Annotated in this window: 14 protein-coding genes; 9 read left to right on the top strand and 5 right to left on the bottom strand. The window is 74.2% G+C overall.

Annotated elements, in window-relative coordinates:
- The first annotated feature begins 82 nt into the window (after positions 1-82).
- The 4 genes from MF672_RS45890 to asnB are packed head-to-tail and all read left to right on the top strand — an operon-like array spanning position 83 to position 4697.
- Positions 83-1363 (top strand): beta-ketoacyl-[acyl-carrier-protein] synthase family protein, encoded by a 1281-nt coding sequence (locus tag MF672_RS45890; protein WP_242380802.1) that lies wholly within the window; start codon positions 83-85, stop codon positions 1361-1363.
- Positions 1360-2592, top strand: coding sequence for a ketosynthase chain-length factor (locus MF672_RS45885; protein ID WP_242380801.1), 1233 nt, complete (start codon positions 1360-1362; stop codon positions 2590-2592). Before MF672_RS45890 ends, MF672_RS45885 begins: the two co-directional genes overlap by 4 nt.
- Positions 2589-2834, top strand: a complete 246-nt coding sequence (locus tag MF672_RS45880) for a phosphopantetheine-binding protein (protein WP_242380800.1) — start codon at positions 2589-2591, stop codon at positions 2832-2834. Before MF672_RS45885 ends, MF672_RS45880 begins: the two co-directional genes overlap by 4 nt.
- Before the next feature lie 12 nt (positions 2835-2846).
- Positions 2847-4697 carry an asparagine synthase (glutamine-hydrolyzing) gene (asnB, locus tag MF672_RS45875; RefSeq protein ID WP_242380799.1) on the top strand — a complete coding sequence of 617 codons (1851 nt, stop codon included), beginning with the start codon at positions 2847-2849 and terminating at the stop codon, positions 4695-4697.
- Positions 4698-4706: 9 nt separating this feature from the next.
- On the opposite strand, the gene MF672_RS45870 is transcribed toward asnB, so the two are convergent.
- A complete protein-coding gene (locus MF672_RS45870) occupies positions 4707-5462 on the bottom strand; it encodes an SDR family NAD(P)-dependent oxidoreductase (protein ID WP_242380798.1) in 756 nt (251 codons plus the stop codon).
- 594 nt (positions 5463-6056) lie between these two features.
- Between MF672_RS45870 and MF672_RS45865 the strand changes: the two genes are divergently transcribed.
- The 5 genes from MF672_RS45865 to MF672_RS45845 are packed head-to-tail and all read left to right on the top strand — an operon-like array spanning position 6057 to position 10804.
- Positions 6057-6818 carry an AfsR/SARP family transcriptional regulator gene (locus MF672_RS45865; protein WP_242380797.1) on the top strand — a complete coding sequence of 254 codons (762 nt, stop codon included), beginning with the start codon at positions 6057-6059 and terminating at the stop codon, positions 6816-6818.
- Entirely contained in the window at positions 6815-8257 is a 1443-nt protein-coding gene (locus MF672_RS45860) for an NDP-hexose 2,3-dehydratase family protein (RefSeq protein ID WP_242380796.1), read from the top strand. The genes MF672_RS45865 and MF672_RS45860 overlap by 4 nt, the downstream gene beginning before the upstream one ends.
- A complete protein-coding gene (locus tag MF672_RS45855; RefSeq protein ID WP_242380795.1) occupies positions 8254-9234 on the top strand; it encodes a Gfo/Idh/MocA family protein in 981 nt (326 codons plus the stop codon). The genes MF672_RS45860 and MF672_RS45855 overlap by 4 nt, the downstream gene beginning before the upstream one ends.
- On the top strand, positions 9231-10019 hold the full coding sequence (locus MF672_RS45850) for an NAD-dependent epimerase/dehydratase family protein (protein WP_242380794.1): 789 nt from the start codon (positions 9231-9233) through the stop codon (positions 10017-10019). The genes MF672_RS45855 and MF672_RS45850 overlap by 4 nt, the downstream gene beginning before the upstream one ends.
- A gap of 11 nt (positions 10020-10030) precedes the next feature.
- Positions 10031-10804, top strand: a complete 774-nt coding sequence (locus MF672_RS45845) for a TylF/MycF family methyltransferase (RefSeq protein WP_242380793.1) — start codon at positions 10031-10033, stop codon at positions 10802-10804.
- Here the strand turns inward: MF672_RS45845 and MF672_RS45840 are convergent.
- The 4 genes from MF672_RS45840 to MF672_RS45825 form a co-directional block, all read right to left on the bottom strand.
- Positions 10785-11600 carry a M56 family metallopeptidase gene (locus tag MF672_RS45840; RefSeq protein WP_242380792.1) on the bottom strand — a complete coding sequence of 272 codons (816 nt, stop codon included), beginning with the start codon at positions 11598-11600 and terminating at the stop codon, positions 10785-10787. The two genes, MF672_RS45845 and MF672_RS45840, sit on opposite strands and share 20 nt — an antisense overlap.
- 1 nt (position 11601) lies before the next feature.
- Entirely contained in the window at positions 11602-11934 is a 333-nt protein-coding gene (locus tag MF672_RS45835; RefSeq protein WP_242380791.1) for a BlaI/MecI/CopY family transcriptional regulator, read from the bottom strand.
- Positions 11935-11996: 62 nt separating this feature from the next.
- Positions 11997-13541, bottom strand: a complete 1545-nt coding sequence (locus MF672_RS45830; protein ID WP_242380790.1) for an FAD-dependent monooxygenase — start codon at positions 13539-13541, stop codon at positions 11997-11999.
- Between the two features lie 44 nt (positions 13542-13585).
- Positions 13586-14245, bottom strand: coding sequence for a class I SAM-dependent methyltransferase (locus tag MF672_RS45825; RefSeq protein ID WP_242380789.1), 660 nt, complete (start codon positions 14243-14245; stop codon positions 13586-13588).
- Positions 14246-14264: the final 19 nt, after the last annotated feature.

Here is a 14264-nt window from a genome sequence, read left to right as displayed (position 1 = left end):
ATGCTCGCCTGACCCGGCCCAAGAAATCGGCCCGGGAGATCGGCCCGGGTGCACGGGCAACCTGCGGACAGGGGAGACAACGGTGGCTGTACCAGACGGCGCGCGCCGCGCCGTGATCACCGGGATCGGCGTGGTCGCGCCCGGGGAGCCGGGGACCAAGCAGTTCTGGGACCTGCTCACCTCCGGACGCACCACGACCAGGACCATCACCTCCTTCGACGCGTCGGCCTTCCGCTCCCGGATGGCCGCGGAGTGCGACTTCGACCCGGTGGCGGCCGGCCTGACCCAGCGGCAGATCCGGCGCTGGGACCGCACCACCCAGTTCGCGGTGGTGGCGGCGCGCGAGGCGCTGGAGGACAGCGGGATCGCCGGGGAGTGCGACCCGGAGCGCACCGGCACCATGATCGGCACGGCCTGCGGGATGACCATCAGCCTCGACCGCGAGTACGCGATCGTCAGCGACGAGGGAGCGGCCTGGCTCGTGGAGGAGGCGCACGGCAGCCCCTACCTCTACGACTACTTCGTCCCGTCGTCCATGGCGGCCGAGGTCGCCTGGCTGGCCGGCGCGGAAGGGCCGGTCGGCATCGTCTCGGCCGGCTGCACCTCCGGCATCGACGTCGTCGGCCACGCCTCCGACCTGATCCGCGACGGCGAGGCCGACGTGATGGTGGCGGGGGCGTCGGACGCGGCGATCTCCCCCATCACCGTCGCCTGCTTCGACGCGATCAAGGCCACCTCGCCCCGCAACGACGAGCCGGAGAGCGCCTCCCGCCCGTTCGACCGCACCAGGGACGGTTTCGCCCTGGGCGAGGGCGCGGCGGTGTTCGTCCTGGAGGAACGCGGCCACGCCCTGCGTCGCGGCGCCCACGTGTACGCCGAGGTGGCCGGGCACGCCGCCCGCTGCAACGCCTTCAGCATGACGGGGCTGCGTCCCGACGGCGCCGAGATGGCCGAGGCGATCCGGCACGCCCTCGCCCGCGCCCGCCTGGACCCCACGGACGTGGACTACGTCAACGCCCACGGCTCGGCCACCAGGCAGAACGACCTGCACGAGACCAACGCGTTCAAGGCCGCCCTGGGCGCGCACGCCTACCGCACCCCGGTCAGCTCCATCAAGTCGATGATCGGTCACTCGCTGGGCGCCATCTGCGCGCTGGAGGTCGCCGCCTGCGCGCTCACGATCGAGCACGGCGTCATCCCGCCGACCGCGAACCTGCGCCATCCCGACCCGGAGTGCGACCTGGACTACGTGCCGCTCGTGGCGAGGGAGCAGCGGGTGTCCGCGGCGCTCAGCGTGGCCAGCGGGTTCGGCGGGTTCCAGAGCGCGATCGTGCTGACCGCCCCGCATCGGGGCCGGGCGTGACCGGCGCGGCCCCGGTCGTCACCGGGCTGGGGGTGGTGGCGCCCAACGGGCTGGGGACCGAGGCGTACTGGGCGGCGACCCTGCGCGGGGAGAGCGGCATCCGGCGGATCGGCCGGTTCGACCCGTCGGGGTACTCGGCCACGCTCGCGGCGGAGATCCCGTTCGACCCGGCCGGGCGGGTGCCCGGCCGGCTGGTGCCGCAGACCGACCACATGACGCGCCTGGCGCTGGTCGCGGCCGAGGAGGCGCTGGCCGACGCGGGCGCCGATCCGGCGCGCCTGCCGCGGTACGCGGCCGGCGTGGTGACCGCCGCCTCGGCGGGCGGCTTCGAGTTCGGCCAGCGCGAGCTGCAGGCCCTGTGGAGCAAGGGCGGCCGGTACGTCAGCGCCTACCAGTCCTTCGCCTGGTTCTACCCGGTCAACACCGGCCAGATCTCCATCAGGCACGGCATGCGCGGACCCGGCGGCGCCCTGGTGGCCGAGCAGGCCGGCGGGCTGGACGCCGTCGCCAAGGCCGCCAGGCACCTGCGGGAGGACACCGAGCTGATGCTGGCCGGCGGCGTGGACGGCTCGCTGTGCCCGTGGTCGTGGATCTGCCTGATCCGGTCGGGGAGATTGAGCACCAGCGCCGATCCCGCGCGGGCGTACCTGCCCTTCGACGAGGCGGCGGCCGGCCAGGTGCCGGGCGAGGGCGGGGCGCTGCTGGTCCTGGAGGAACGCGAGGCCGCGCGGCGCAGGGGAGCCCCCCGCGTGTGGGGCGAGGTGGCCGGGCACGCGGCCACGTTCGACCCGGCGCCCGGCTCCGGCCGCCCGCCCGGCCTGCGGCGGGCCGTGGAGCTCGCCCTGCGGCGGGCCGGGACGGCCCCCGGGGACGTGGACGTGGTCTTCGCCGACGCGGGCGGGCTGCCCGAGGACGACCGGCTGGAGGCCGAGACGCTGGCCGCGGTGTTCGGCCCGAGAGGGGTTCCGGTGACCGCGCCCAAGACCATGACGGGCCGGCTGCTGGCCGGCGGCGGCCCGCTGGACCTGGCCACCGCGCTGCTGGCGATGCGCGACGGACTCGTCCCGCCCACCGCCAACGTGGCCAGGCCGGCCCACGGCGACCTGATCGACCTGGTGCTCGGCGAGCCCCGGCCGGCGCGGCTGCGCACCGCCCTGGTCGTCGCCCGCGGGCACGGCGGCTTCAACGCGGCCATGGTGCTGCGCACATCGACAAGGAGGACACCATGAGCGAGTTCACGATCGGCGACCTGGTCCAGGCGCTGCGCACGTTCGCGGGCCTGGACGAGGACGTGGACCTGACCGGCGACATCATGGACACGCCGTTCGAGTCCCTGGGCTACGACTCGCTGGCCCTGTTCAACACCATCAACAGCATCGAGCGGGACCACGACATCGCGCTGGGCGACGACCTCACGGTCCTGGACACCCCGCGCACCCTGATCAAGGCGGTCAACGACCGGCTCGGATGAAAGGCGGGGAGCATGTGCGGGATCGTCGGCTGGGTGGACTTCGCGCGGGACCTGTCGCGCGAGCGTCCCACCCTGCGGGCCATGACGGACACGATGGCCTGCCGCGGGCCGGACGCCGAGGGACACTGGCACGACCGGCACGTCCTGTTCGGCCACCGTCGGCTGGCGGTCATCGACCTGGAGCACGGCCATCAGCCGATGACCGCCGAGATCGACGGCCGCACGGCGGCGGTCGTCACCTTCTGCGGCGAGATCTACAACTTCCGCGAGCTGCGCGCCGAGCTGAGCGCCCACGGGCACCGCTTCCGCACCCGCTCCGACACCGAGGTGGTGCTCCGCGCCTACCTGCAGTGGGGCGAGGACCTGGCCGGCCACCTCAACGGCATGTTCGCCCTGGGCGTGTGGGACACCAGGTCCGAGGAGCTGCTGCTGGTCCGCGACCGGATGGGGATCAAGCCGCTCTACTACTACCCGACGCCCGCCGGGGTGCTGTTCGGCTCCGAGCCGAAGGCCGTCCTGGCCAACCCCGCGGTCCCGCGCCGGGTCGACGCCGACGGCCTGCGCGAGATCCTGGACATGGTCAAGACCCCCGAGGCCGCGGTCTTCACCGGCATGCGCGAGGTCCGGCCCGGCCAGGTGGTCCGGGTGGGACGCGGCGGCCTCACCAAGCGCCGCTACTGGAGCCTGACGGCCCGGGAGCACACCGACGACCTGCCCACCACGGTCGCCACCGTGCGCGAGCTGCTGGCCGACACCGTCGACCGGCAGCTCGTCGCCGACGTGCCGCTGGCGGTGCTGCTGTCGGGCGGGCTCGACTCCTCGGCGGTCACCGCGCTGGCCGCCCGCGGCCTGGCGGCGCAGGGGCGGGGCCGGCTGCGCACGTTCTCGGTGGACTTCGTCGGCGCCGCCGAGGGCTTCCTGGCCGACGCGGTACGCGGCGCCAGCGACGCCCCGTACGTGCGGGAGATGTCCGCGCACGCCGGCACCGACCACACCGAGGTGCTGCTGCAGGCCGACGCGCTGGCCGCTCCGCACGTCAGGGACGCGGTCCTGGCCGCCACCGACCTGCCCCCCGCCTACTGGGGCGACATGTGGCCCTCGCTCTACCTGCTGTTCGCCGACATCAGGCGGGCGTGCACGGTGGCGTTGTCCGGCGAGGCGGCCGACGAGCTGTTCGGCGGCTACCTGTGGTTCCGTAACCCGGCGGTGCGGCAGGCGGCCACCTTCCCCTGGCTGACCTCGGGCTCGGCCCGTTATTTCGGCGGTCTGGCGCTGCTGGACGAGGGCGTCAAGGAGAAGCTGGACATCCCCGGCTACCGGGCCGACCGCTACCGGGACGCGCTGGCCGAGGTGCCGGTGCTGGCCGGCGAGCCGGCCGGCGAGCGGCGGATGCGGGAGATCACGTACCTCAACCTGACCCGTTTCGTGCAGACCCTGCTGGACCGCAAGGACCGCATGAGCATGGCGGTGGGGCTGGAGGTGCGCGTGCCCTACTGCGACCACCGGCTGGTGGAGTACGTCTTCAACGTGCCCTGGCCGATGAAGTCGTTCGACGGCCGGGAGAAGAGCCTGCTGCGGGCGGCGGCGGCCGACCTGCTGCCGGCCTCGGTCCTGGAGCGGGCCAAGACGCCCTACCCGGCCACCCAGGACGCCGGCTACGAGCGGGCGCTGCGCGCCCGCATGGCCGGGCTGCTGGCCGACCGGCACGCCCCGGTCCTGCCGCTGCTGGACCGCGAGCGGGCGCGCCGGGCCCTGTCCCGCCCGCTCGGCGCGGTCAGCCGCTCCTACGACCGGGGCAGCATGGAGCTGATGCTCTGGCTCAACCAGTGGCTTGCGGCGTACGACGTCACGGTGGACCTGTGACGGGGCGGCTCACCGGCCGCCCGCGACGGTGACGCTCTCCCCGGTGATGCCCTCGTTGGCCGCCGAGCACAGGAACACCACGGCGGCGGCCACCTGGGCGGGCGTGCTGAGCCGCCCCGTCGGCGTCCGGGCGATCTCCCGCTCCCTGACCGGGGCGGGCAGGTCGCGCAGCACGCCGTCGGTGGCGGTCAGGCCGGGGCAGACCACGTTGACGAGGACGCCGTCGCGGCCGGTGTCCCAGGCGAGGCTGCGGGCCAGGCCGTGCAGCCCCGCCTTGGCCGCGCCGTAGAACTCCTGGCCGGGGGCGCCGTCGCGGACGTTGTGCGAGGAGATCAGGGCGATGCGGCCCCAGCCGCGCCGCCGCATGCCCGGCAGCACCAGTTGCGCGGTGCGGATGACCGGCGCCAGGTTCGCGGTCACGACCGGCTCCCACTCCCGCGGCGGGACGTCCTCGAACGGCGTCCCCGGCGGGCGCCGCCGGCCGCGGCGCACCGCGTTGGCGACGAGGACGTCCACCGGGCCGAGCCCGGCCTCGACGGCGGCGACGGCGGCGGCAGGGGAGCCCGCCTCGTCCAGCGCGTAACGCACCGCCAGCGCCCCGCCGCCCGGCAGCTCGGCGGCCAGCTTCTCGGCGGCCTCCCGGCCGGTCCGGTAGGCGAGCCCCACCTTGGCGCCCTCGGCGGCGAAGGCCCGCGCCAGGGCCTGCCCGATGCCTCCGGTGGCCCCGGTGACCAGGACCGTGCGGCCCCTCAGCCCGAGTTCCATGTGCGCTGCTCCTCACTCCGGCGGATTCGACGGGCTCGAGTGTCGCGCGCGCGTGCTGAGGTTCCCTCAAGGACGGCCAGCGGTCATTGTCAGCACGGGTAAATGGGCCCGTCAGGGCCGAATTTCTATTTCAGTAGTAGTCCGCGGGCCGTCTCACGCGTTTCTTGACTGCGCCTCAAGCCACTTGTATTTATGCTCGCGGGTACGTAAATTGCCCTTCGGGCCGGCCGTAGCGGCCGAGGTGGTAGTCAAGTGGACACGGAAGGCGACGGACGCGCATGGGGCACTTATCTGAAAATAGAAAAGCGGAATGAGTTCACCGGGGATCGACTTTTCGCCCATGCGTACCGTGGTCGACGGCTGACAATGGCCTGATCAGGCCGGCCACCGGACAATTCCCGCACGACCTGCGCCGATCACGCTTTCATGGTGTCCCCATGGATACTTGATCGGAGGTTGCCCGTCGCACTTCCCGACAGTTCTTCAGGAAGCACAAGACGCATGAGAGTCGGTGAGACCACTCCAATGGACATCGCGCTACTGGGCCCGCTGACGGTGCGATCCGGTAATACAAGAATCAACATCTCGGCGCCGATGCCGAGAAAAGTGCTGGCCCTCCTCCTGGTCCACGCCAACCACGTCGTGCCGGTCAGCGCGTTGATCTCGGAGTTGTGGGACGACCAGCCTCCGCCCAGCGCACCCACCACCCTGCAGACCTACATCGTCCAGATACGCCGCGTCCTGCGCTGCACGCTCGGGCTCAGCGCCGCCGAGGTCAGCAACGACATCCTGTGCACCTGGTCCGGCGCCTACCAGTTCAAGGCCGACCACGTCGACCTGTACGAGTTCACCCGCCTGTCCGCGCGGGGGCAGCAGCAGCTCGGCGAGGGCGACGTCGCCGGCGGCATGCAGACCCTCCAGTCGGCGCTCGCGCTCTGGCGGGGGCCCGCCCTGGTGGACGTCCGGGCCGGCCGCCTGCTCCAGGCCGAGGTGTCGCGGCTGCACGAGAGCAGGCTCACCGTGTGCCAGAAGCACATCGAGGCCGCCCTCCAGCTCGGACTGCACCAGGAGGTCCTGGGCGAGCTGCTGTGGCTGGCCGCCCAGCACCCGCTGCACGAGAACCTGCACGCCCAGTACATGATCGCCCTCTACCGCTGCGGGCGGCGCAACGACGCCCTGCACGCCTACCAGCGACTGCGCGCCAGCCTGGTGCGGGAGCTGGGGCTGGAGCCGTCGCTGCGGCTCAGGCGGCTGCACCAGGCCATGCTGTCGGGCGACCCGGTGCTGGACACCTGGCCCGCCGGCGACGCGGTGCTGCCCGAGGGGCAGCCCACGCGGGTGGTGAGGGCCGGATGAGCGGGCGCGCCGGGCTCCTCGACCCGGCCGCGCTCGGCGAGGACCTGGCCCGCTCCGCCCGCGCCCGCTCGGTCCTGGGCGCCGCGGGCGCCGCCCAGTGGCTGCGCGAACGCGCCGCCGCCAACGCCTTCCACGTCGAGCGCATCCCGTTCAGCAAGCTGGAGGGCTGGTCGTTCGACTCCGTCACCGGGAACCTGGGGCACCGCAGCGGCCGGTTCTTCACCGTGGAGGGCGTGTCGGTGACGACCGACCACGGACCGGTCCGCCAGTGGTCGCAGCCCATACTCCTCCAGCCGGAGATCGGCGTGCTCGGCGTGCTGATGCGCCGCTTCGACGGGGTCCTGCACTGCCTGGTGCAGGCCAAGAGCGAGCCGGGCGACCCCGTCGCCGTGCAGCTGTCGCCGACCGTGCAGGCCACCCGCAGCAACTTCACCAAGGTCCACGGCGGCAGCGGCATCCCGTACCTGGAGTTCTTCCTCGGCTCGGAGGGCGGCACCCGCACGGTGGTGGACGTGCTGCAGTCCGAGCAGGGCGCGTGGTTCTACCGCAAGCAGAACCGCAACATGGTGACCCTGACCGACCGGGACGTGCCCGTGGAGCCCGGTTTCCGGTGGATGAGCCTGGGCGAGATCCAGCGCCTGATGACCGTCGACCACCTGGTCAACATGGACCTGCGCTCGGTGCTGGCGTGCCTGCCGTACACGGCGGGCGAGTCGCCGCCGGAGGGCGGCTTCGCCCGCGCGCTGGACGCCTCGATGCGGCCGGACGCGCCCGCGGCGCGGTCCCTGCCGGAGGTCCTGAGCTGGCTCACCGACCGGCGCGCCCGCATCGACATCGTCACCAGGACGATCCCGCTGGCGCAGGTGCGCGGCTGGACCAGGACCGACGAGGTGATCCAGCGGGACGACGGCCGGCACTTCCGCATCATCGCGGCCTCGGTGTCGGCCACCAACCGCGAGGTGCGCCGCTGGAGCCAGCCGCTGCTGCAGCCCACGGGCCGCGGGCTGGTGGCGTTGTTCGTCCGGCGTCGCCGCGGCGTGCTGCACCTGCTGCTGCAGGCCCGCGCGGAGGCGGGCACCACCGCCGTCGCCGAGCTCGCGCCGACCGTGCAGTGCGACGAGCACTCCTACAGCGCGCTCGGGACGGCCCCGGCGTTCCTGCGCGAGGTCAGGGAGCTCACTCCCGGCCAGATCCGCTACGACACACTGCAGTCGGAGGAGGGCGGCAGGTTCAGCGACGCCACCAACCGGTACGTGATCGCCGAGATGCCGCCCGGCTGGCAGGAGGAGCCGCCCGCCGGCTTCTGCTGGGTCACCGTCCACCAGGCGGCGGCCCTGCTGCGGCACGGCCACTACCTCAACGTGCAGGCCCGCACGCTCATCGGCGGCCTGTACGCGCTGTGGGCGGGCGGGTTCTCCCCGGTCGCGGTGGCCTCATGAGCGGGCTGCGCGTCGGCGTGCTGGGCTGCTCCAGCTTCGCCCTGCGGCGCATGCTGCCCGCCATGCGCGCCGCCACCGGGATCGAGCCCGTCGCGGTGGCCAGCCGCACGGCCGCCAAGGCGGAGCGGGCCGCGGCCGGCGCCGGCGTCCGCGCGGTGACCGGCTACCAGGCGCTGCTCGACCTGCCCGGCCTGGACGCCGTCTACGTGCCGCTGCCCGCCGGCCTGCACGCGGAATGGGTCGAACGGGCCCTGCTGGCCGGCAAGCACGTGCTGGCGGAGAAGCCGCTCACCACCTCCTACCGCGACACGGCCCGGCTGATGCGGCTGGCCGGGGAGCGGGGCCTGGTCCTGGCCGAGAACTTCATGTTCAGGCACCACCCCCAGCACCGGCGGATCCGCGACTGGATCAAGGACGGGGAGCTGGGCCCGGTCCACGCCTTCCACGGCGTCTTCGGCATCCCGCCGCGGCCGGCCGGCGACGTGCGGCTCGACCCGGCGCTCGGCGGCGGCGCGCTGCTCGACGTGGGCGTCTACCCGCTGCGCGCGGCCCGGCTGCTGCTCGGCGAGCCGCTGACGGTGGTGGGCGCGAGCCTGCGCCGCGACGCCGGCCACGGCGTGGACGTCCACGGCAGCGCCCTGCTGCGCACGCCCAGCGGGATCACCGTCACCGTGACGTTCGGCCTGGGCCACGCCTACCAGGCCAGCTACGACGTCTGGGGCGGCGGCGGGCGGACCCGGGCGGAGCGCGCCTACACCCCGCCCCCGGAGCACGTCGCGCGGCTGCGGCTCGACCGGCAGGACCTGCCCCCTGTGGAGACCGAGGTGCCCCCCGCGGACCAGGCCGTCGCCGCGCTGGAGTCCTTCGCGGCCGCGATCGCGGCCGGCGGGCTGGACCCGGCCGAACGGCGCGACACGGTGGCCCACGCCGCCCTGGTGGACGAGGTCATGGCCGCGGCCGGGGAGGCGCGCCCATGAGGATCGTCGGCTCCGGGTTCCTGGCCGGCCACCTGAGCCTGATCGCGCACCGGCACCACGACGTCGTCGTGTTCGCCGCGGGCGTCTCGCGCAGCGGCAGCGTCAGCCACGACGGCTTCGACCGCGAGGCCGAGGCCGTCCGCCGGACGCTCGACCGGTGCCGCGCCGCCGGCGACCGGCTGGTGTACTTCTCGACCGCGTCCTCGGCCGTCTACGGCCCCCGCCTGCGGCTCGGCACCGAGGACGGCGGCGTGGCGCCCACCTCCGCCTACGGCCGGCACAAGCTGGCGATGGAGGCGCTGATCTCCCGGCACGGGGCGGCCCACCTCATCCTGCGCCTGGCCTACCCGGCCGGACCGGGGCAGCGCTCCCACCAGTTCCTGCCCGCCATGGTCCGGCAGGTCGCCGGCGGCTCGGTCCGGGTCAGCCGCGGCGCCAGACGAGACCTCATAGACGTCCGCGACGTCGTCACCATCGTGGACGCGCTGCTCACCGCGGGCGTGTCGGACGAGGTCGTCAACGTCGCCAGCGGGTTCGCCGCGCCCGTAGAGGACATCGTGCGGCACCTCGAGCACCGGCTCGGCCGGGTGTGCGACAAGCAGTACGCCGACGTGCCGCCCGACCCGCCCGTCTCCATAGCCAAGCTGCGGGCCCTCGCGCCCGCCGTCGACGGCCTCGGCTTCCACGACGCCTACTACCGGGCCGTCGTCGACCGCTACCTCTCGGCGACCGCCGCTCCGGCGGACGTCGAGACGCTCCACGGCACCACCCGTCGCGCGACCTGAGGGAGAGGCCCATGACCACCCGTGATGGCACCCTGTACCTGGACCTGCTGAAGAAGGTCCTCACCAACGTGATCTACGAGGACGCCCCCGTCCCCTGGTGGGGCGACCCCGACTACGACTCGGTCAACAGGCGGATGGGGCTCGACTGCCCGACCGCCGCCCACACCATGGTGGGGATGGAACGGCTCGACAACGTCCAGTTCTGCGTCGAGCGCGTGCTGGCCGACGGCGTTCCCGGCGACCTCATCGAGACCGGCGTCTGGCGCGGCGGCGTCTGCATCCTGATGCGCGCGATCCTGCGCGCGCACGGCGTGCACGACCGCAAGGTCTGGGTCGCGGACTCCTTCCAGGGCGTCCCCGTGACCGACGCCGACAGCCACCCGCTGGACCAGGAGATGGCCCTGCACAAGATCAACAGCGTGCTGTCCATCCCCGCCGAGGAGGTGCGCGCCAACTTCAAACGCTACGAACTGCTCGACGAGCAGGTGGAGTTCCTGGAGGGGTGGTTCCGCGACACCCTGCCCGGCGCGCCCATCGACACGCTCGCCGTCATGCGCCTGGACGGCGACCTGTACGAGTCCACCGTGGACGCCCTGACCAGCCTGTACCCGAAGCTGTCCCCGGGCGGCTTCGTCATCATCGACGACTACAACATCGCGCCCTGCCGCAAGGCGGTCCACGAGTACCGCCGCGAGCACGGCATCGACGACAAGATCGTCCCGATCGACCTGAGCGGCGTCTACTGGCGCAAGGAGAGCCCCGCGGTCACCCCAGAACGGCCGTGATCGACTGGAGCGCGTCCTTGGTGGCGCACGCGTTGGCCACCAGGCTGGCGTAGACCGGCGTGGTGATCAGCGGGCGGGCCGCGGGCGGGCCGGCCATCAGGGCGCGCACCCGGTAGGGCACCGGCGAGCGGCACCGGTCGGCCCGCACGGGACGCGCCCGGCCGGCCGTCGCCAGGGCCGCGTGCGCGATGGCCTGCGCGGCCAGGGCCCGTTCGCCGACCTCGGCCGCCGCCTCCTCGTCCGCCCACCGTTCCGTGGTCTGCGCGACCGCCCGCGACAGGGGCCGCAGCAGCGGGTTGAGGCAGGCGGCCAGCTCGGCCGCGGCCCGGTAGAGGTGGTGGCGGCAGCGCAGGTGGGCCCGCTCGTGGGCGAGCAGCACCCGCCGCTGGGCGGCGTCCAGCGACCGCAGCATGCCGGTGGTCACCACGATCCGCCCGGCCAGCGGCACGACGCACGCGTCCGGGCGCGCGTCGTCGACGATCACCAGGCCGCCCGTGGTGGCGGGCAGGCGGCGCAGGCGGCGCGCGCGGACGTACTCGCGCAGCAGGCGCGCGCACAGCCGCAGGGTCAGCGCCGCGCTCAGGGCCAGGGAGACCGTCGCCGAGACCGCCACCAGGCGGCCGGCGGAGCCGACCGCCAGCGCCGCCAGCGTCGCCGTGAAGGCCACCGCGCACGCGCCGCCCATCACCACCATCAGCCGCACGGCGCCGGGCGGCGGCAGCTGCCCGGCCGCCCGCGGGAGCGCCATGGCCAGCGCCGTGGCGATCAGCAGCGGGACGTACGCGGCCGGGGTCACCTCAGGAGCCCCATCCCAGGAAGCGTCTCAGCATCTTCTCGTCGTCAGGGGAAAGGGCGCAGACGAACCTGGCCAGCACGCCCGCCCGGTCGCTGCGGCGGTGCAGCAGATCCGTCATCGCCGCCGCCGTGTACTCGGCCTCGCTGATCACCGGCCGGTACACGTAGCCCCGGCCGGCCCGCTCACGCGAGACGAGGCCCTTGTCGTGCAGGCGGGCCAGCGTGGTCATCACCGTGGTGTAGGCCAGCGAGTCCGGCAGCTCCGCCTGCACCTCGCCCGGGCTCATCGGGTGGCCGGCGGCCCACAGGGCGGCCAGCACCTCGTCCTCGAGCATTCCGGGTAACCGTCGGTGGTGCTTCATCAGGGCGCTCCCTCACGAATTGCCTCCGGGTCACGTCATATTAAGTGCTTGGCCGGTCTTCCCCGTCCCTGGTGGAGGACACGTGTGATGCACGCTTCAACCAGTTCGGCGGGGTCGCCGGCGGGACGGCCGGGGGAGCGCCAGGCCAGGAAACCGTCCGGCCGCACGAGTGCCGCCCCGCCGGTGGACACGCCGTAGGCCCTGCTCCAGGCCGCGCTGTCGGCGCCGGCGCACCAGAAGCCGACCGGCAGGCCGAGACGGTCGCCGGCCCGGCGGGCGGCCTCGGCCCACGCGCGGCCGCCGTCGCCGTCCGCGCCGGCCAGGAGCGTGAAGCCGGGGCCGAGCACGTCGAGCACCGAGCGGCGGTCCCCGGTCAGCTCCAGGTGCGGCGCCCGCCCGGCCGGGCGGTCCACGAGCGCCTCGGACCGGTAGGAGTAGCCGAGGTCAACCTCCAGCGGATCGAGCAGGACGCCGCCCGTGCCGTCCGTGCCGGCGCGGGCCTCGTGGCGCAGCGCCGCCTGCTCGCAGGTGAGCAGCGCCACCGGGCGGCGTTCGTGCTCGTAGCTGGCCAGCAGCTCCGTGCCGGCCCGGCCGCGCAGCACCAGGGCGAGCTTCCAGGCCAGGTTGTGCGCGTCGTGGATGCCGGTGTTCGCGCCGAACCCCCCGGCCGGCGGCATCACGTGCGCGGCGTCCCCGGCCAGGAAGACCGGGCCCGCGCCGTACCGCTCGGCCACCCGGACCGACATCTCCCAGGTGTGCACCGGCGCCGGGTCCCCGGGGACGGCCGGCAGGACGCGGGCCGCCAGGTCGTCCAGGCCGACGGCCGCGCGCACCATCCGCAGGCAGCGCTCCTCCGTGAAGGAGGCGGCGCCCTCGCCCCGGCCGGGGTCGTAGGGCACCATCAGCACCCACCGGTCACGCCGGTCCAGCAGCGCCAGCAGCGTCCCGGGAGCGGGCGAGCCCAGGTAGCACAGGGCCAGCCGCCGCCCGCGCAGCGCCCGGCCCAGGTCGGCCTCGAACGCGATCGTCGCCAGGTGGCGCAGCGTGCGGCCGGGAAACGCGATGCCGAGCCGCTCGCGCACCGGCGAACGGTGGCCGTCGGCCGCGACCAGGAAACGCGCCCGCACCGACGTGCCGTCGGACAGCTCGGCCGTCACCCCGCCGGGGCCGGCCGTGAACGACCGCATGGCCGTGCCGAAGCGGACCCGCGCGCCCGCCGCCTCGGCCGCCGCCCGCACGATGGGCTCCAGCGTGCTCTGGTCGATCAGCACCGGCTCGCACGGGCTGACCCCGCGGCTGCTGTCCGGCGGCCGGCGCGCCCCGCGCAGCGTCTCGGGCCCCGCCAGCGTCTCGGCCCTCGCCAGCTCGGGGAAGTCGCGGAAGACCGAGGCCGGGGCGCGGCGGATGTCCTCCTCCAGCCCATGGGCCCGGTACAGCTCCATCGCCCGGGAGTGCAGGATCCGGCCGCGCGGCAGCAGCGAGGCGCCCTCGTGCCGCTCCACCAGCAGCACCCGCACACCGTGCCGGCGCAGGAACAGCGCCGCCGACAACCCCACGATGCCGCCCCCGGCGACGAGCACGTCAACGGTCCCGCCCGTGTCCCGGGCCCCGCGGGCGCCCATGGTCATACGCGCTCGGCCCGCAGGAGCCAGAAGGCCCGCTCACGCCGGCCCACCGCGGGCACGTCCACGGTCATCGTCTCCGTGGACAGCTCGGCCGCCCGCCAGCCGTCGGAGAAGGCCGCCAGCAGCCGGTCCCGGCCGACGCCCTCCCTGCCGCAGCTCGGCTTCCACGGCACGTCGCCCCAGTTGCGCCGGTCGTCGCTCATGCACAGCAGGTGCAGCACCGCTCCAGGGCGGCAGACCAGGTGGAGCTGGGCGACATAGCGGTCCTGGTCGGGTTCGTACAGGTTGTGGAACAGGCCGCTGTCCAGCACGGTGTCGAAGCGGCCGGCGTACGCGCCCAGGTCGCAGGCGTCGCCGCGGGCCAGCTCCAGCGTCAGGCCGCGCTCGGCCGCCTTGGCGCGGGCCCGGTCCAGCGCGGTCGCGGAGATGTCCAGGCCGGTGACCGCGTGCCCGCGGGCCGCCAGGAACAGCGCGTTCTCGCCGGTGCCGCACCCGGCGTCCAGCACCGCGCCCCGGAAACCGCCCGCGGCCTCCAGCGCGACGACGAACGGCGTCGGCCCCGGCAGATCCCACGGCAGGGGGACGCCGCTGCGGTAGGCGTTCTCGTAACGCTCCTCGTAGCCGCCGGCGGGCGCCGGCTCGTGCCAGGTGGTGTTCATCGCGTCTCCCGTCTCGAAC

The organism is Actinomadura luzonensis, assembly GCF_022664455.2.
GTDB lineage: Bacteria > Actinomycetota > Actinomycetes > Streptosporangiales > Streptosporangiaceae > Nonomuraea > Nonomuraea luzonensis.
The sequence above is the reverse complement of the archived record's forward strand: the minus strand, read 5'-3'. Positions and strand labels throughout refer to the sequence as shown.